The organism is Shimia sp. R9_2 (assembly GCF_017743735.1).
In the GTDB taxonomy this organism is placed as follows: domain Bacteria; phylum Pseudomonadota; class Alphaproteobacteria; order Rhodobacterales; family Rhodobacteraceae; genus Shimia.
In genome coordinates this window covers 71,442-88,877 of the sequence record NZ_JAGHRO010000008.1, presented here as the reverse complement: position 1 = coordinate 88,877, position 17,436 = coordinate 71,442, and the positions used below count along the sequence as shown (strand labels likewise).

The following is a 17,436-nucleotide window of genomic DNA, read 5'->3' as shown; positions in this document are numbered from 1 at the left end:
CATGCTCAGACGCCTTCACCACGAACAACCCGAAAGCTTCGCTTTCACCGCTGCCAACCAGACCTGGGCTGAGGCGCAGATCACCAAATATCCGGACGGCCGTCAGGCCTCTGCGGTGATCCCTCTGCTGTGGCGCGCGCAGGAACAAGAAGGCTGGCTGACCAAACCCGCGATTGAGGCCGTCGCCGATATGCTTGGCATGGCTTACATGCGCGTGCTCGAGGTCGCGTCCTTTTACTTCATGTTCCAGTTGCAGCCGGTGGGCTCTGTCGCCCATATCCAGATTTGCGGCACCACTTCCTGCATGATCTGCGGCGCAGAAGATCTGATCGCGGTCTGCAAAGAGAAGATCGCGGCCAAGCCGCATGAGCTGTCAGCAGACGGCAAATTCTCTTGGGAAGAGGTCGAATGTCTCGGGGCCTGCACCAACGCGCCCATGGCGCAGATTGGCAAAGACTACTTTGAGGATCTGACCGCCGAGGGCTTTGCCCAGATGCTCGATGACATGGCCGCTGGCAATGTTCCGACCCCGGGTCCGCAAAACGGGCGCTACGCTGCCGAGCCGCTCTCCGGTCTGACCAGTTTGAAAGACTATGACAGCGGCCAGACGCAGTATAACGCCTCCGTGCAGCTTGCCACGGATCTCGGCGATTCCATCAAGCGCATCGACGGCACCGAAGTGCCTGTTCTGATCCCATGGGTGGGCAAAGACGGTGTGGTTGCCGGACGCGCCGCAGAAGGCCAGCCGCCCAAACCGGCGCCAACGCCCAAGCCCGCCGCCAAACAGGCCGAAGAGGCCAAGAAAGCGGATCAGAAGGCTGAGAAAAAAGCGTCCAAGCCCAAGGCCAAAGCCAAGAAAGTAGCCACGGCGGATGCCGCCGATGATCTCAAACAGCTCAAGGGCGTTGGCCCGGCGCTGGAGAAAAAGCTGCATGATGCGGGTGTGACAACCTTTGCCCAGATCGCGGGCTGGACTGCTGACGACATCGCCGAGATGGACGACAAACTGTCGTTCAAAGGCCGCATCGAACGCGACGGCTGGGTCGAGCAAGCCAAGCTGCTTGCTGAGGGTGGTGAAACAGAATTCTCCAAAAAAGTCGCCAAAGGCGACGTATACGAGGATTAAGTCATGGCGGCCCAAACCCAGACCCCTTCGGCAAAAGCCGGGCGCAAGGCCGCGCTCGTGATTGCTGGTACAGGTGTGTACTGGATTTTGGCCATTCTGATCGGCAATTGGCTTGAGCTGTCCCAACGGACACGCGGCCTGCTCGATCTGATTGCTCTGGCGGGGTTTGTCTTCGCCATTGTGATGATCTTCAATATCTGGCGTGCGCGTCAGACAGACGAAAGGTAACGGGATGCTCAAAGATCAGGACCGTATCTTTACGAACCTCTATGGCATGCATGATCGCACGCTCAAAGGCGCGCAGGCGCGTGGCCATTGGGATGGCACAGCCAAGCTGATCCAGCAGGGGCGCGATGCGATCATTGACACCATGAAAGCCTCCGGTCTGCGCGGACGCGGTGGCGCGGGCTTCCCGACCGGTCTGAAATGGTCCTTTATGCCCAAGGAAAGCGACGGGCGTCCGGCCTATCTGGTGATCAACGCCGATGAATCCGAGCCCGGCACCTGCAAAGACCGCGAAATCATGCGCCATGATCCGCACACGCTGATCGAAGGCGCGCTGATCGCCTCTTTCGCGATGAACGCCCACACTTGCTACATCTACCTGCGCGGCGAATATATTCGGGAACGTGAGGCCCTGCAGGCCGCAATTGACGAAGCCTATGATGCGGGCCTGCTTGGCAAAAACGCCGCTGGTTCCGGTTGGGATTTTGACGTCTTCCTGCATCACGGCGCTGGTGCCTATATCTGCGGCGAAGAGACCGCGCTGATCGAAAGCCTTGAGGGCAAAAAAGGCATGCCACGCATGAAGCCGCCCTTCCCGGCGGGCGCGGGGCTGTATGGCTGCCCAACAACGGTGAACAACGTGGAATCCATCGCGGTGGTGCCCACCATCCTGCGCCGTGGCGCTGAGTGGTTTGCCGGTTTTGGTCGTCCGAACAACGCCGGCACCAAGCTTTTTGCGATCTCCGGTCACGTGAACAACCCCTGCGTCGTCGAAGAGGCCATGTCGATCTCCTTTGAGGAGCTGATCGAAAAGCACTGCGGCGGCATTCGCGGCGGGTGGGACAATCTCTTGGCGGTGATCCCGGGCGGCTCCTCCGTGCCTTGTGTGCGCGGCGAAAACATGCGCGACGCGATCATGGATTTTGACTACCTGCGCAACGATCTGGGCTCCGGTCTTGGCACCGCCGCCGTGATCGTGATGGACAAGCAGACCGACATCATCAAAGCGATCTGGCGCCTGTCCAAATTTTACAAACATGAAAGCTGCGGCCAATGCACACCGTGCCGCGAAGGCACCGGCTGGATGATGCGCGTCATGGACCGTCTGGTGCAGGGCAAAGCGGATGTCGAAGAGATCGACATGCTGTGGGATGTGACCAAACAGGTTGAAGGCCACACCATCTGCGCCCTTGGCGACGCAGCCGCATGGCCGATCCAGGGCCTCATCCGCAACTTCCGTGGCGAAATCGAAGACCGCATCAAAGCCAATAAAACCGGCCGTATGGGCGCATTGGCGGCGGAGTAAACGAGCAATGGACTTAACTATGAAGACCTCTCTGAAATCACCACGTGCCAAGGTTCTGATGATCCTTGTGGCGGCCACCGCCCTGTCTGGCTGTGGCGAGGCGTTTCGGGACAGTTTCCGCAGCAAGCGCGACCGCGTGACCTTTGACGGGTACAGCTACAAAGCCAAAGCCAACAAAGTGTCGCGGGATACGCGCGATCATTTTTCTGTCACCGTTGCACGCGCCAATCAAAGCCTGCTCGGCGCGCGTCAGGCGGGGGAATATGAGGCGTTCAAATACTGTATCGCAGAATATGGAACGACAAACGTGGATTGGCTGGTTGGCCCGGAGGATGACACCATCATTCCGGTGGACGACAAAATCACGCTGGAAGGGTTCTGTCGCCCTTGATCGGATATCAGACATATGCGGGCTGTTATTGCCTAACAGACCCCTCCGCCGCTCTGTGCAGCTTGGCAAAGGATCGCTTTGCCTGTGCAAAAGGAGTGTGCGCATGAAACGTCTGATGTCTGCTGTTGTCTTGGGAAGTCTCGTTCTCGCGGGAGGGGCCTCGGCCAAACCATCGCTGCGGGATGTGAAAGAGATCTACGAGCCGCTTTACTGGGCGTTGGTTGCCTTTGAGATTGCTGATGTCTGTGACAGCCTTGAGGGGCGCAAGCTCAAAGGCGCGACCGACGGCTGGGCGCTTGTCCGTAAGGCGCGCCAGCTGGGCTACACCAACGAGGAAATCCAGTCTTTTCTGGACTCTGACGACGAGAAGGCGCGCATGCGTGCCCGTGGCGAGGCCTATTTCAAACACAAGGGCGCCAGCTACGACAATCCGGAAACTTTCTGTGCGTTGGGGCGCGCCGAAATCGAACGAAACAGCCAGATCGGCGTGTATTTGAGGGCGAAGTAAGCCATGTCTGACCTCCGCAAGATCATCATCGACGACACCGAAGTCGAGGTAGAGAGCGCGATGACCCTGATCCAGGCCTGCGAAGTGGCCGGGATCGAAATACCGCGTTTCTGCTACCACGAGCGCCTGTCGATTGCGGGCAACTGTCGGATGTGCCTTGTGGAGGTTGTTGGCGGCCCACCCAAACCTGCCGCGTCATGCGCCATGCAGGTGCGCGATCTGCGCCCGGGACCGGAAGGCCAGCCACCGGTGGTGAAAACCAACTCGCCCATGGTCAAAAAGGCGCGTGAGGGGGTGATGGAGTTCATGCTCATCAACCACCCGCTGGATTGCCCGATCTGCGATCAGGGGGGCGAATGTGACCTTCAGGATCAGGCCATGGCCTACGGTATCAGTGAAAACCGCTTCCGCGAGCCCAAACGCGCGGTGGACGATCTGAACCTCGGCCCGCTTGTGGCCACCACCATGACGCGCTGTATTTCCTGCACGCGCTGTGTGCGTTTCACCACCGAGGTCGCGGGCATCACCCAGATGGGCCAGACCGGGCGTGGTGAGGATGCGGAAATCACCAGCTACCTGAACGAAACGCTGGACAGCAACCTGCAGGGCAACATCATTGATCTCTGCCCGGTTGGCGCGCTGACCTCCAAGCCTTACAGCTTTACCGCGCGTCCGTGGGAGTTGACCAAGACAGAAACCATCGACGTGATGGACGCGCTTGGCTCCAACATCCGCGTCGACACAAAGGGGCGCGAAGTGATGCGCATCCTTCCGCGCAACCATGATGGCGTGAACGAAGAGTGGATTTCCGACAAAACCCGCTTTGTCTGGGACGGCCTGCGCCGCCAGCGTCTCGATCAGCCATATGTGCGCGTAGATGGCAAACTGAAGCCTGCCACATGGGGGGAGGCCCTGTCTGCCGCCGCCGCCGCGATGAAGGGCAAAAAGTTGGCCGGTCTCATCGGGGATCTGGTGCCGGTTGAGGCGGCTTTCGCGCTGAAGCAACTGGTTCAGAGTCTGGATGGCAACGTGGAATGCCGCACCGACAACGCGCGCCTGCCCATTGGCAATCGCGGCGCTTATGTGGGCACAGCCACCATCGAAGACATCGAGGATGCCAAGTTCATCCAGCTGATCGGCACCAACCCGCGTGAAGAAGCGCCGGTGCTGAATGCCCGCATCCGCAAAGCCTGGCTCAAGGGCGCGCAGGTAGGCTTGATCGGTCCGGCTGTGGATCTGACTTACGAGTATGCTCATATGGGCTCTGATCGTGCCGCACTGGCCGATCTCACCCAGCATGATTTTGACAAGGTGAAAGACGCGCCGTCGATTGTGATCGTGGGCCAAGGCGCGCTGCGCGAAGCCGATGGTCTGGCTGTGCTGGCCGCCGCGCTTGAGGCCGCAGAGAAATCCAACAGCAAACTGCTGGTCCTGCATAACGCCGCTGCGCGCGTCGGTGCCATGGATGTGGGCGCGGTCACCGAAGGCGGCATGGACGCGGCCATCGACGGTGCGGAAGTGATCTATAATCTGGGTGCGGATGAGGTCGAAATCGACGCCGGTGCCTTTGTGATCTATCAGGGCAGCCACGGGGATCGCGGCGCGCACCGCGCCGATGTGATCCTGCCTGCCGCCGCATACACCGAAGAAAACGGCCTCTTTGTAAACACCGAAGGACGCCCACAGCTCGCCATGCGCGCCGGTTTTGCGCCCGGTCAGGCCAAAGAAAACTGGGCCATCCTGCGTGCGCTCAGCGCTGAGGTGGAGGCGACTTTGCCCTATGACTCGCTGGCACAATTGCGTCAGTCGCTGATCAAAGAGGTTCCGCATCTCGGCAAAATTGATCAGGTTGCGGAAAATGAAGTGGCCGCGATTGATGCTGGCCCCCTTGGCAAGGCGACCTTCCTGCCAGCGGTGAAAGACTTCTATCTCACAAACCCAATTGCCCGCGCCAGCGCGCTGATGGCGGAGCTTTCCGCCACCGCCAAGGCCCGCGGCTCAGAACAGATCGCGGCGGAATAAGCACAGGATGACACGCCTTTCTCTCCATATCACGCTTGCAGCGGCCTGTGTCACAGGGCTTGCGGCCTGTGCCCCGCAATCGGGCACGGATGTGAGCCGTGGAGAGACCGCTTTTGTCCCCGACTATCAGGGGGTGGACACGCGGCTTCTGGAAGGGGATCTGGTGAATTTCCACGTTGCCATGACCGGCGCGCGGGATGCGGATGACGTGCATGATTATGCCGAATGCGCCGCCGCGCAATATACGCTGATCCGTGGCTTTGGCTTTGCCCGCCACGTGCGCACAACAACAGACAATCAGGGCGGTCTTTGGAAGGGGGATGCGGTTTACACCATCTCCCCGGCGCTGCCCCGTGGTCTCAAAACGATCGACGCCGAAGTCATCGTCGCGAACTGCGAAGAAAACGGAATACCTACGGTGTGAGGACCCATGACTGATTTCTTTACCACCACATACCTCGGCATCTTCCTCCTGACACTTGGGCAGGTGCTTTTGGTTGTTGTGCCGCTTTTGGTCGCCTTGGCGTTCCTGCTCTATGCGGACCGGAAAATCTGGGCCGCTGTCCAGCTGCGCCGGGGGCCCAACGTGGTGGGCACCTTCGGTCTGCTGCAAAGTTTCGCGGATTTCATCAAATACGCGGTGAAAGAGATCGTTTATCCGGCGGGTGCAGACAAGGCGGTCTTCCTGCTTGCGCCTATGGTCAGCCTCGTGATGGCGCTGATTGCCTGGGCGGTGATCCCTTTTAATGACGGCTGGGTGGTCTCTGACCTCAACGTCGCCATTCTTTACGTCATGGCGATCAGTTCGCTAGAGGTCTACGGCGTCATCATGGGCGGTTGGGCCTCCAACTCCAAATACCCGTTCCTCGGCTCCCTGCGCTCTGCGGCGCAGATGATTTCTTATGAGGTGTCGCTGGGCCTGATCATCATTGGGGTGATCATCACCACTGGCTCCATGAACTTCGGCGACATCGTGAACGCGCAAGACGGCAAATACGGCGCGCTCAGCTGGTATTGGCTGCCACATTTCCCGATGCTCTTCCTCTTCCTGATCTCGGCCATGGCGGAAACCAACCGCCCGCCGTTTGACCTGCCCGAAGCGGAATCCGAGCTGGTTGCAGGCTATCAGGTAGAATACAGCTCCACGCCGTTCCTGCTGTTCATGATCGGCGAATATGTGGCCATCGTTCTGATGTGTGCCCTCGTGTCGCTGCTGTTTCTCGGCGGCTGGCTCTCCCCGGTGAATTTCCTGCCCGATGGCATCTTCTGGATGTTTGCCAAGATCTGCTTTGTCTTCTTCATCTTCTCGATGGTGAAGGCCATCACCCCGCGCTACCGCTACGACCAGCTGATGCGCATTGGTTGGAAGGTCTTCCTGCCGATGTCTCTGGCTTGGGTTGTTCTGGTGGCGTTCCTCGCAAAATTCGAACTCTTCGGCGGCGCTTACGCCCGCTGGGCGATTGGAGGCTGATATGACGGCAATCGACTATAAACGCGCTGCCGGCTACTTCCTGCTCAAGGATTTCATTGGCGGTTTCAAACTGGGCATGAAGTATTTCTTCAAACCCAAGGCCACCGTGAACTATCCGCATGAAAAAGGCCCTCTGTCGCCCCGCTTCCGTGGCGAGCACGCCCTGCGGCGCTATCCAAACGGCGAAGAGCGCTGCATTGCCTGCAAACTCTGCGAAGCGATCTGTCCGGCGCAGGCCATCACCATTGATGCGGAGCCGCGTGACGACGGTTCCCGCCGCACCACCCGTTATGACATCGACATGACCAAATGCATCTACTGCGGCTTCTGTCAGGAAGCCTGCCCAGTGGATGCCATTGTCGAAGGGCCCAACTTCGAATTTGCCACCGAGACCCGCGAAGAGCTGTTTTATGACAAGGAGAAACTCCTTGAGAACGGCGCCCGCTGGGAAGCGGAAATTGCCCGCAACCTCGAAATTGATGCCCCCTATCGCTGAGTGAGGATCACAGGACCATGAGCGACAGCAAAAACCCGTATCAGGCGATGTTCGCCCAGTATCAGGAGATGGCGAAAGCCTTCAATCCGGCGCTGGAGAGCTTCACGCCCAAAGGGTTTGAGGCGCTCTGGCCCACCATGCCCAAGGACGTGATGGAAATGTTCTTTGGCAACACCATCAATCAGGGCGGGCTGGATGCCAAAACCCGCCTTCTGCTGACGCTGGGGGCGCTCACCATGCTGGGGGCACAGGCAGACGCGCAAATGCGCCTGACGGTCCGCCATCTGGTAGAAGCAGAGGCCACAAAACAAGAAATCGTGGAGACCATCGGCCAGATGTCGATGTTCGCCGGTATTCCCGCCACCACCCGCGCGATGGAAATCGTGCAGGAGGTTCTGGCGGAAAAAGAGGGAAATGACACATGACCATGGCGGCATTAGCTTTCTGGCTGTTTGCGATTTGCGTGATCGCTGGCGGGTTCTTCACCGTCATCAGCCGTAACCCCGTGCATTCGGTGCTTTGGTTGATCCTCGCGTTTCTGAGCTCGGCGGGGCTGTTTGTCCTGCTGGGGGCGGAATTTGTCGCGATGCTCCTGATCATCGTCTACGTTGGCGCGGTCGCGGTGCTCTTCCTCTTTGTGGTGATGATGCTGGATGTGGATTTTGCAGAGCTGAAGGCGGGCATGGCCCAATATATGCCGCTGGCGCTGCTCATCGGTGTGATCCTTCTGATGCAGCTTGGCATGGCTTTCGGGGTTTGGCAGTTCGCCGATGAAGCGCAGGCGCTGCGCGGCGCGGTCACACCGGCGGATGCGCACAACACCGAGGCACTGGGTCTGATCCTTTATGATCAGTACTTCCTGCTGTTCCAACTGGCAGGTCTGATCCTGCTTGTGGCGATGATCGGGGCGATTGTACTGACTCTGCGCCACCGCAAAGACATCAAGCGCCAGAACGTGCTGGAGCAGATGTGGCGGGATCCAGCAGATGCGATGGAATTGAAAGACGTAAAACCGGGGCAGGGGCTCTAAGCCGCGCCAGAAGAGAAAAAGAACCGAGGGACCAAATATGATTGGTTTGGAACATTACCTAGGCGTCGCCGCGACGCTGTTTGTTATCGGCATTTTCGGCCTCTTCCTGAACCGGAAGAACATCATCATCCTTTTGATGTCGATCGAGCTCATCTTGCTGTCAGTCAACATCAATCTGGTCGCTTTCTCGGCCTTTCTGGGGGATCTTGTCGGGCAGGTCTTTGCGCTCTTTGTGATGACAGTCGCTGCCGCTGAGGCCGCCATCGGCTTGGCCATCCTCGTCTCCTTCTTCCGCAACCGTGGCACCATCGCGGTCGAAGACGTCAACGTGATGAAAGGCTAAGCGTTCATGGAAAAGATCATACTCTTTGCGCCACTGATCGGCAGCCTGATCGCAGGCTTCGGCTGGCGCATGATCGGCGAAAAGGCCGCGCAATATCTCACCACAGGCCTGCTTTTTCTGGCCTGTCTGCTCAGCTGGATTGTCTTCCTCGGGCTGGATGCGGAACACGTCAAACAGATCCACATTCTGGATTTCATCCAATCGGGTCATCTGGACACCGCTTGGGCGATCCGCGTTGACCGCCTGACAGCGATCATGCTGATCGTGGTCACCACGGTCTCCGCCCTCGTGCACCTCTATTCCATGGGCTACATGGCGCATGATGAAAATTGGGGGCAGGGCGAGCACTACAAGGCGCGTTTCTTCGCCTACCTGTCTTTCTTCACCTTCACCATGCTCATGCTGGTCACCGCCGACAACCTCTTGCAGATGTTCTTTGGCTGGGAAGGTGTGGGGGTCGCCTCCTATCTGCTCATCGGGTTTTACTACAAAAAGCCGTCTGCAAACGCGGCGGCGATCAAAGCTTTTGTGGTCAACCGCGTCGGCGATTTTGGCTTCCTTCTGGGCATCTTCGCGATCTTCTTCCTGACCGAGAGCATCAAGTTTGACGACATCTTCGCCGCGGCACCCGTTCTGGCGGAAACACAGCTTGAGTTCCTGTGGCGCGAGTGGAACGCGGCCAACTTGGTGGCCTTCCTGCTCTTCATCGGCGCGATGGGCAAATCGGCGCAATTGTTCCTGCACACCTGGCTGCCGGACGCGATGGAAGGCCCGACCCCGGTGTCCGCTCTGATCCACGCCGCCACCATGGTGACCGCCGGTGTGTTCCTGGTGTCGCGCATGTCGCCGCTGATCGAATATGCAGATGAAACTAAAGCCTTCATCGTGTTCCTCGGCGCAGCCACGGCCTTTGTCGCGGCAACCATTGGTCTCGTGCAAAACGACATCAAACGTGTGATTGCCTACTCCACCATGTCCCAGCTGGGCTACATGTTTGTGGCAGCAGGTGTTGGCGTTTACTCCGCAGCCATGTTCCACCTCTTCACCCACGCCTTCTTTAAGGCGATGCTCTTCTTGGGCGCGGGGTCTGTGATCCACGCGATGCACCACGAGCAGGACATGCGCAACTACGGCGGCCTGCGCAAAAAGATCCCTTACACTTACTGGGCCATGATGATTGGCACGCTTGCGATCACCGGCGTCGGCATCCCGCTGACCCACATCGGTTTTGCAGGCTTCCTGTCCAAAGATGCGATCATCGAAAGCGCTTGGGCAGGCACCGCTGGCGGCTTTGCCTTCTGGGCGCTGGTTGTCGCCGCGATGTTCACCAGCTTCTACAGCTGGCGTCTGATCTTCCTCACCTTCTATGGCGAGCCGCGCGGCAACAAGCACACCCATGACCACGCACATGAAAGCCCGATGGTCATGCTGATCCCGCTTGGCGTTCTGTCGCTCGGCGCGATCTTTGCCGGGATGATCTGGTTCGGCTCCTTCTTTGGCGATCATAACACGGTCAACAAATTCTATGGCGTGCCCGCCCATCATGCAGAGCACAGCGAAGGCCATGGGGACGAAGCCGCACACGGCGGTGATCACGCAGAAGCCAAAGCAGATGACCACGCACATGATGACGTTCACGCTGAGAAACATGGCGATGAAGATCACGCGGCGGTGGCTGCGGCGCATCATGGCGAAGCCCCTCAAGGCGCGATTTTCACCCATCCAAGCAACCACGTGATGGACGAAGCGCACCATGCGCCCAAATGGGTCAAAGTCAGCCCGTTCATCGCGATGGTGATCGGCTTCGTGATGGCCATGTGGTTCTACATCTGGGATCCATCCATGCCCGCCAAAACCGCAGCAAGCCAGCGTCCGCTCTATCTGTTCCTGCTCAACAAATGGTACTTTGACGAGCTTTACGATGCGATCTTTGTGCGCCCGGCCAGGGCGGTCGGAGCGTTCCTTTGGAAACGCGGCGATGGCGATGTGATTGACGGTGGCATCAACGGCGTGGCCATGGGCATCGTGCCTTGGGTGACCAAAATGGCGGGCCGCGCCCAGTCCGGCTACATCTTCACCTACGCTCTGGCCATGGTGATTGGCATCGTGGCTCTGATCACATGGATGACGCTCAGCGGAGGAGCACACTAATGAACGACAGCTTGCTCTCCCTGGTCACGTTCCTGCCGACCTTTGCCGCGCTGATCCTCGTGGTCTTCCTGCGGGGCGAAGACGAAATGGCACAGCGCAACGCCAAACGTGTCGCGCTGTTTGCCACAACGGTCACCTTTTTCATCTCGCTCTTCATTCTGGCTGGGTTTGATCCAAGCAACCCGGGGTTCCAGTTCGTGGAACAGCGCGAGTGGATCATGGGCATGACCTACAAGATGGGTGTGGACGGCATCTCGGTGCTGTTTGTCATGCTCACCACCTTCATCATGCCGCTGGTGATCTGGGCCTCCTGGGATGTCCAAACCCGTGTCAAAGAATATATGGTCGCCTTCCTGCTTCTGGAAACGCTGATGCTCGGCGTGTTCATGGCGCTGGATCTGGTGCTGTTCTACCTGTTCTTTGAGGCTGGCCTCATTCCGATGTTCCTGATCATCGGGATCTGGGGTGGCAAGAACCGCATCTATGCCTCCTTCAAGTTCTTCCTCTACACCTTCCTCGGCTCAGTGCTGATGCTGGTGGCGATGGTCGGCATGTTTGTTCAGGCAGGCACCACCGACATCCCGACGCTCATGACCCATGAGTTTGCGTCTGAAACCATGAATGTTCTGGGCTTCACCGTGATTGGCGGTGTGCAGACGCTGATGTTCCTCGCTTTCTTTGCTTCTTTCGCGGTGAAGATGCCGATGTGGCCAGTACACACCTGGTTGCCCGATGCCCACGTGCAGGCGCCCACGGCTGGCTCAGTGGTGTTGGCTTCGATCCTGTTGAAGATGGGTGGCTACGGCTTCCTGCGGTTCAGCCTGCCGATGTTCCCCATCGGCTCTGAGGTCATGACCCCGCTGATCCTCTGGATGTCGGCAATCGCGATTGTCTACACCTCGCTGGTCGCACTGGTGCAGGAAGACATGAAAAAGCTGATCGCCTATTCCTCGGTGGCGCATATGGGCTATGTGACCATGGGCATCTTTGCCGCCAACCAGCAGGGCATCGATGGCGCGATCTTCCAGATGCTGAGCCACGGCTTTATCTCCGGTGCGCTCTTCCTCTGTGTCGGGGTGATCTATGACCGCATGCACACCCGCGAGATCGACGCCTATGGCGGTCTGGTGAACCGCATGCCAGCCTATGCGCTGATCTTCATGTTCTTCACCATGGCCAATGTCGGCCTGCCGGGCACCTCCGGCTTTGTCGGGGAATTCCTGACCCTGATGGGTGTGTTCCAGGTCAACACCTGGGTGGCGCTGGTGGCGACAGCCGGTGTGATCTTCTCAGCGGCTTATGCGCTGTGGCTCTACCGTCGCGTGGTCTTTGGCGATCTGATCAAAGAGAGCCTCAAGTCGATCACCGACATGACCCGCCGCGAAAAGATGATCTTTGCGCCGCTGGTGGCAATGACCCTCATTCTCGGCGTCTACCCGTCGCTGATCACGGACATCATCGGCCCCTCCGTCGAAAACCTGATTTCCAACTATGACACCGCTCTGGCCCATGGCGCTGCCGCCAGCCAGATGGCATCGCACTAAGGAGCGCTTGAGACATGATTCAGGCTGATCTGAATATCATCCTGCCGGAAATCCTCCTGGCGATTTATGCCATGCTCGCGTTGGTGGCGGTGGTTTACACCGGCAAAGACAAGATGGCGGGCATGCTCACCTGGATCACCGCCGGTGTGTTTGTGCTTCTGGCCATGTGGATCGGGGCTTCCGGCGCGGGTGACAATGTGGCGTTCAACGGCATGTTCCATGACGACGCCTTCTCCCGCTTTGCCAAAATTGCCATGCTGCTTTCGGGCGCTGCGGTTCTGGTGATGGGGCAGGATTATATGGCGCGGCGCGGCATGCTGCGCTTTGAATATCCGGTCCTCGTGTCGCTTGCGATGGTGGGGATGATGACCATGGTCTCCGCCGGAGATCTGATCGCGCTCTACATGGGGCTCGAGCTGCAGTCTCTGGCGCTCTACGTGGTGGCGTCTTTCCGTCGTGACAGCGTGAAATCCACTGAGGCGGGCATGAAGTACTTCCTGCTGGGCGCGCTGTCGTCGGGCCTGCTGCTCTATGGCTCTTCGCTTGTTTACGGCTTTGCAGGCACAACGCAGTTCAGTGGCATCATCGACGTGGCTGGCCATGGCGACACTCCGCTTGGTCTGCTCTTTGGCCTGACCTTTGTGGTCGCGGGCCTCGCGTTCAAAGTGTCCGCCGTGCCGTTTCACATGTGGACGCCTGATGTCTATGAGGGCGCCCCAACACCGATCACCGCCTTCTTCGCCACCGCACCAAAGCTTGCGGCGATGGGTCTCTTTGCCCGCGTGCTGTTTGATGCCTTTGGTGGCGTGGTTGCAGACTGGCAGCAGATCATCGCGCTTCTGTCGGTGCTGTCGATGTTCCTTGGCGCAGTCGCCGCGATTGGCCAGCGCAATATCAAACGCCTGATGGCCTATTCCTCGATCGCCCACATGGGCTATGCGCTGATGGGGCTTGCCTCCGGCACCGCTTTGGGGATCGAGGCGATGCTGGTCTATATGGCGATCTACGTCACCATGAACATCGGCACCTTTGCCTTTATCCTGTCGATGGAGAAGGACGGCCAGCCGGTGGTCGATATCTCAGCGCTCAACATGTATTCCAAGCGCGCGCCGGGTCGGGCGCTGGCGATGCTGTTTCTGCTGTTCTCACTGGCGGGTGTACCGCCGTTCCTCGGCTTCTTTGGCAAACTCTATGTGCTGCGCGCCGCTTTTGATGCGGGCCTTGCTTGGCTGGCGGTCGCCGGTGTGATCGCTTCGGTGATCGGGGCGTTCTACTATCTGCGCATTGTCTACTTCATGTACTTCGGCGAAGAGCGTGACGCGCTCGACGCGCCACGGTCTCCGGTGCAGCACCTCATGCTGGTGCTGAGCGCGGCCGTGATGCTGCTGGGCGTGGTGAACTTCTTTGGCGTGGATACGGCTGCGCAGGCCGCCGCCGTGGCCCTGCTGCAATAACCTGCTTGCCTTTTGGCATCCGGACGTTGATTGTGACGCGCCCCATGGGGCGCGTCGCCTTTTTTGAAAGCGCGCCACGTGAGGACGCTTTTCGACCTGTAAGAAGATAAAAACACATGAGCAATTGGCCCGAGGGGTATGGCCGCCGCGTTCTGGCGGAAGTCGACAGCACCAACGCAGAAGCCGCGCGCATTGCACCGCAACTGGCCGCGCCTGAGTGGATCTTGGGCCTGCGCCAGACCAAAGGCCGTGGCCGCCGCGGTCGTGCTTGGGTCGATCCGGTTGGCAACTTTGCCGCCACTTTGGTGATGCGCCCGGCAGAAAGCCCCGATCAGGTGGCCCTGCGGTCTTTCGTGGCGGCTCTGGCGCTCTATGACGCCTTTGTCGCGGTGACGGGCCGCAGTGACGGGCTGGCGCTCAAATGGCCAAACGACGTGTTGCTGAACGGCGGCAAAGTGGCGGGCATCCTGCTGGAGAGCGCGGGCTTTGCCGGTGGCGCGGTCAGCCACATCGCCATCGGCATCGGTGTGAACCTCGCGCACGCACCGGACACCGGCGCTGTCGAAGCACAGGCCACGCGCCCGGTCTCTCTGCTCTCTGAAACCGGCGCCTCCGTTGATCCGGAAAGCTTCCTCGAAGCGCTGGCCACCGCCTATGCCCGCTGGGAGGCACAGTTTGCCACCTACGGGTTTGAACCGATCCGCACCGCCTGGCTCACGCGCGCGGCGCGCATTGGCGAAGTCATGACGGCACGTACCACCCGTGAGGAGACCACCGGGACCTTTGAAACGGTGGACAGCGCTGGAAATCTGGTGTTGAAGACCGCGAAGGGCCGCATTGCTATAGCTGCGGCAGATATCTTTTTCTGATCCACGCAACAGGGGGATCTGCGCCATGCTTCTTGCCATCGACTGCGGCAACACCAACACTGTGTTCTCAATCTGGGACGGGGAGAAATTCCTGTGCACCCTGCGCACGTCGACCCACCATGCGCGCACGGCGGACGCTTACTTCACTTGGTACTCGACCCTGATCAATCACTACGGCATCGACGCAGACATCACCGATGTGATCATCTCCTCCACCGTGCCGCGTGTGGTCTGGAACCTGCGCGTTTTTGCCGACCGGTTCTTCAACTGCCGTCCTCTGGTGGTGGGCAAGCCTGAGTGCAAACTGCCGCATCAGCCGCGTGTGGATCAGGGCACCCAGCCTGGCCCGGACCGTCTGGCCAATGCGGTGGGCGCCTATGACCGCCACGACGGCAATGTGGTGGTGGTGGATTTTGGCACCGCCACAAACTTTGATGTGGTCGCCGAAGATGGCGCCTATGTGGGCGGTGTGATTGCCCCCGGCGTGAACCTCAGCCTTGAGGCATTGCACTCCGGTGCCGCCGCATTGCCGCATGTGGACGTCAGTCAGCCGGAAAAGGTGATCGGCACCAACACGGTTGGCTGTATTCAATCAGGTGTGTTCTGGGGATACACCGGCCTGATCGAAGGCATTATCTCCCGGATCAAAGCGGAATATGGCGCACCGATGAAAGTGGTGGGCACGGGTGGTCTTGCGCCGCTCTTTGAGCAGGGCGATCACCTGTTTGACACCATCGAAGATGATTTGACGATGCACGGGCTGACCGTCATCCACGACTTTAACAAGGAGCAGGGCGCATGAGCGACCGCTTGATCTATCTGCCGCTTGGCGGTTCTGGCGAAATTGGCATGAACGCTTATGTCTATGGCTACGGGCCAGCAGACAATGAGCGTCTCATTCTGGTGGACATTGGCGTTGCGTTTTCTGACATGGAAACCAGCCCCGGTGTGGACCTGATCTTTGCCGACATTCGCTGGCTTGAAGAAAACAAACACCGGCTCGAGGCGATTTTCATCACCCACGGGCACGAGGATCACATCGGTGCGGTCGGGCATTACTGGGAGCGCCTCGGCGTGCCGGTCTACGCCCGCACATTCACCGCCAATTTGGCCCGTCACAAGATGGCGGATCGCGGCCAGCCCGAAGAGGTGGTGCGCACGGTCTCTGCATGGCCCGAAGTGACCGAAGCCGGCCCGTTCAAGGTTGGGTTCCTGCCGGTCAGCCACTCCATCCCGGAAAGCGCCGCTTTGGTGATCGACAGCCCCGCAGGCCGCGTGATCCACTCCGGTGACTTCAAGCTTGATGAAACCCCGCTTGTGGGTGAGCCTTTTGATCCCGCCTTGTGGGCAGAGGTTGCCAAAGATGGCGTCAAAGCGCTGATCTGTGACAGCACCAATGTGTTTTCTCCCCATGCAGGCCGTTCGGAGGCCTCTGTTGGGCCGGAGACCGAAGCACTGGTCGCCAAAGCGCCCAATATGGTGGTCGCCACCACCTTTGCCTCCAACGTGGCCCGGGTGAAAACACTGGCTGAGGCGGGCGAGCGGGCAGGGCGCTCCATCTGCCTCATGGGTCGTGCCATGCGCCGCATGATCGAAGCCGCGATCCAGACCGGCGTGCTCGACAGCTTCCCCAAAGTGGTCAGCCCTGAAGATGCCGCGAGCATCCCGCGTGAAAATCTGATGCTCTTGGTCACCGGCTCTCAAGGGGAGCGCCGCGCCGCCAGCGCACAGCTCGCCCGTGGTAAATACAATGGCATCAAACTGAAGGAAGGCGATCTCTTCCTCTTCAGCTCCAAGACCATTCCGGGCAACGAAAAAGGTGTGATCCGCATCATCAACCAATTCTCCGAAATGGGTGTGGATGTGGTGGATGACAGCTCCGGCAAGTACCACGTCTCCGGCCACGCCAACCGTCCGGATCTCAAACGCCTGCATGACATCGTGAACCCAACCATGGTGATCCCAAATCACGGCGAACACCGTCACCTGCGCGAACACGCCAAGCTCGCCAACGAAGGCGGCCGTGCCTCTATCGTTGCGGTGAACGGCACCATGCTGGAGCTCTCCGGCGACCAGCCCTCGATTGCGGGCTACGTCGAAACCGGACGCACCTATCTGGATGGCACCGCACAGATCGGCGCACTGGACGGCATCGTGCGCGATCGTATCCGCATGGCGCTCAACGGCCATGTGCTTGTGACCGTGCTGCTGGACGAAGATGATGAGCCGCTGGGAGATGCCTGGTGCGAAATCATGGGCCTGTCAGAAATGGGCCGCTCGCAAGCGCCGCTGGTTGACGTGCTGGAAGAGGACATCACCCAGTTCCTGGGGCGCGCCAAAGAGAAGACATTGGCGGATGATGACAAGCTTGAAGGCGAAATTCGCCGGATCGTGCGCAATTCTGCCCGTGATGAAATCGGCAAAAAGCCCGAAGTCACCGTAGTGGTCAGCCGCCTGAGCTGACCTGACCTTCGCTTTAGGCTCGAAAAGCAGAGCAATA

Annotated in this window: 18 protein-coding genes; all 18 read left to right on the top strand. The window is 59.3% G+C overall.

Annotated features, from left to right (window positions below; all coding sequences use genetic code 11):
- Position 1: 1 nt before the first annotated feature.
- The 18 genes from nuoE (at position 2) to J7400_RS17220 (ending at position 17,399) form a co-directional block, all read left to right on the top strand.
- A complete protein-coding gene (gene nuoE, locus J7400_RS17305; RefSeq protein WP_209065340.1) occupies positions 2-1,126 on the top strand; it encodes an NADH-quinone oxidoreductase subunit NuoE in 1,125 nt (374 codons plus the stop codon).
- Positions 1,127-1,129: 3 nt separating this feature from the next.
- Positions 1,130-1,354, top strand: a complete 225-nt coding sequence (locus J7400_RS17300; protein ID WP_209065339.1) for a DUF5337 domain-containing protein — start codon at positions 1,130-1,132, stop codon at positions 1,352-1,354.
- 4 nt (positions 1,355-1,358) lie between these two features.
- The gene (nuoF, locus tag J7400_RS17295) at positions 1,359-2,657 is read left to right on the top strand and encodes an NADH-quinone oxidoreductase subunit NuoF (RefSeq protein WP_209065338.1); all 1,299 of its coding nucleotides are present in this window, start codon (positions 1,359-1,361) and stop codon (positions 2,655-2,657) included.
- Between the two features lie 19 nt (positions 2,658-2,676).
- Positions 2,677-3,048, top strand: coding sequence for a hypothetical protein (locus J7400_RS17290; RefSeq protein ID WP_209065337.1), 372 nt, complete (start codon positions 2,677-2,679; stop codon positions 3,046-3,048).
- A 103-nt stretch (positions 3,049-3,151) separates the two neighbouring features.
- Positions 3,152-3,556, top strand: coding sequence for a DUF5333 domain-containing protein (locus J7400_RS17285; protein WP_209065336.1), 405 nt, complete (start codon positions 3,152-3,154; stop codon positions 3,554-3,556).
- 3 nt (positions 3,557-3,559) lie between these two features.
- Complete coding sequence (nuoG, locus tag J7400_RS17280) at positions 3,560-5,578, top strand: NADH-quinone oxidoreductase subunit NuoG (protein ID WP_209065335.1); 2,019 nt, start codon at positions 3,560-3,562, stop codon at positions 5,576-5,578.
- A 7-nt stretch (positions 5,579-5,585) separates the two neighbouring features.
- Positions 5,586-6,002: a hypothetical protein gene (locus J7400_RS17275; protein ID WP_209065334.1), complete on the top strand. Its 417-nt coding sequence runs from the start codon at positions 5,586-5,588 to the stop codon at positions 6,000-6,002.
- Positions 6,003-6,008: 6 nt separating this feature from the next.
- Complete coding sequence (gene nuoH, locus J7400_RS17270; protein WP_209065333.1) at positions 6,009-7,049, top strand: NADH-quinone oxidoreductase subunit NuoH; 1,041 nt, start codon at positions 6,009-6,011, stop codon at positions 7,047-7,049.
- Position 7,050: 1 nt separating this feature from the next.
- Positions 7,051-7,545, top strand: coding sequence for an NADH-quinone oxidoreductase subunit NuoI (nuoI, locus tag J7400_RS17265; RefSeq protein WP_209065332.1), 495 nt, complete (start codon positions 7,051-7,053; stop codon positions 7,543-7,545).
- Between the two features lie 17 nt (positions 7,546-7,562).
- A complete protein-coding gene (locus J7400_RS17260) occupies positions 7,563-7,970 on the top strand; it encodes a carboxymuconolactone decarboxylase family protein (protein ID WP_209065331.1) in 408 nt (135 codons plus the stop codon).
- 2 nt (positions 7,971-7,972) lie between these two features.
- Positions 7,973-8,575: an NADH-quinone oxidoreductase subunit J gene (locus J7400_RS17255; protein ID WP_209065427.1), complete on the top strand. Its 603-nt coding sequence runs from the start codon at positions 7,973-7,975 to the stop codon at positions 8,573-8,575.
- Positions 8,576-8,612: 37 nt separating this feature from the next.
- Positions 8,613-8,918: an NADH-quinone oxidoreductase subunit NuoK gene (gene nuoK / locus J7400_RS17250; protein WP_209065330.1), complete on the top strand. Its 306-nt coding sequence runs from the start codon at positions 8,613-8,615 to the stop codon at positions 8,916-8,918.
- A gap of 6 nt (positions 8,919-8,924) precedes the next feature.
- The gene (gene nuoL, locus J7400_RS17245) at positions 8,925-11,069 is read left to right on the top strand and encodes an NADH-quinone oxidoreductase subunit L (RefSeq protein ID WP_209065329.1); all 2,145 of its coding nucleotides are present in this window, start codon (positions 8,925-8,927) and stop codon (positions 11,067-11,069) included.
- Complete coding sequence (locus J7400_RS17240; protein WP_247738887.1) at positions 11,069-12,613, top strand: NADH-quinone oxidoreductase subunit M; 1,545 nt, start codon at positions 11,069-11,071, stop codon at positions 12,611-12,613. The genes nuoL and J7400_RS17240 overlap by 1 nt, the downstream gene beginning before the upstream one ends.
- 14 nt (positions 12,614-12,627) lie before the next feature.
- Positions 12,628-14,067 (top strand): NADH-quinone oxidoreductase subunit NuoN, encoded by a 1,440-nt coding sequence (gene nuoN / locus J7400_RS17235; RefSeq protein ID WP_209065327.1) that lies wholly within the window; start codon positions 12,628-12,630, stop codon positions 14,065-14,067.
- A 116-nt stretch (positions 14,068-14,183) separates the two neighbouring features.
- Entirely contained in the window at positions 14,184-14,936 is a 753-nt protein-coding gene (locus J7400_RS17230; protein WP_209065326.1) for a biotin--[acetyl-CoA-carboxylase] ligase, read from the top strand.
- A gap of 25 nt (positions 14,937-14,961) precedes the next feature.
- Positions 14,962-15,738 (top strand): type III pantothenate kinase, encoded by a 777-nt coding sequence (locus J7400_RS17225; protein ID WP_209065325.1) that lies wholly within the window; start codon positions 14,962-14,964, stop codon positions 15,736-15,738.
- On the top strand, positions 15,735-17,399 hold the full coding sequence (locus J7400_RS17220; protein WP_209065324.1) for a ribonuclease J: 1,665 nt from the start codon (positions 15,735-15,737) through the stop codon (positions 17,397-17,399). The genes J7400_RS17225 and J7400_RS17220 overlap by 4 nt, the downstream gene beginning before the upstream one ends.
- Positions 17,400-17,436 lie beyond the last annotated feature (37 nt).